This window comes from Streptomyces cahuitamycinicus (genome assembly GCF_002891435.1).
Taxonomy (GTDB): domain Bacteria; phylum Actinomycetota; class Actinomycetes; order Streptomycetales; family Streptomycetaceae; genus Streptomyces; species Streptomyces cahuitamycinicus.
In genome coordinates, this window is record NZ_POUC01000977.1 from 1 (window position 1) to 453 (window position 453).

A 453-nucleotide genomic window follows, 5' to 3' on the forward strand; every position below is an offset into this window, starting at 1 on the left:
CATCGGGTGAGCACCAGCGATCGGGGCGGCTCGGCGACCGGCTCGGGCAGTACCAGCGGCCCGGAGCCCGGCGTCAGCGTGCCGAGGATCCGGGGGCCGCGGGCGCCCGTCCCGCCGGCGACGGTGCCCGGCAGGCCGTGCGCGCTCAGCCAGCCGATGAGGGCGAACGCGATCGCCTCCTTGTCGTCGGAGGGCGCGCCGTAGTCGTCGGACGGCCCCACCTCGACGCCGGGCAGCGCCCTGCGCAGCCCGTCCATGATGACCGGGTTGCGGCAGCCGCCGCCCGACACGACCAGCGCGGCCACCCCGGCGGCCCGGACGCCGTCCGCGACCGTGCGCACGGTCAGCTCGGTCAGCGTCGCCACCAGGTCGGCGTCGGACGGCCGCACCCCCGCCGTGGCGAGGGCCTGCTCGACGTAGGCGAGGTGGAACAGCTCCTTGCCGGTGCTCTTC

At 77.0% G+C, this 453-nt stretch carries 1 protein-coding gene; it reads right to left on the bottom strand.

Annotated features, from left to right (window positions below; all coding sequences use genetic code 11):
* Nucleotides 1–453 (bottom strand): anhydro-N-acetylmuramic acid kinase (locus C1J00_RS44165; protein WP_180989946.1); only part of this gene is annotated, 453 nt, incomplete at both ends.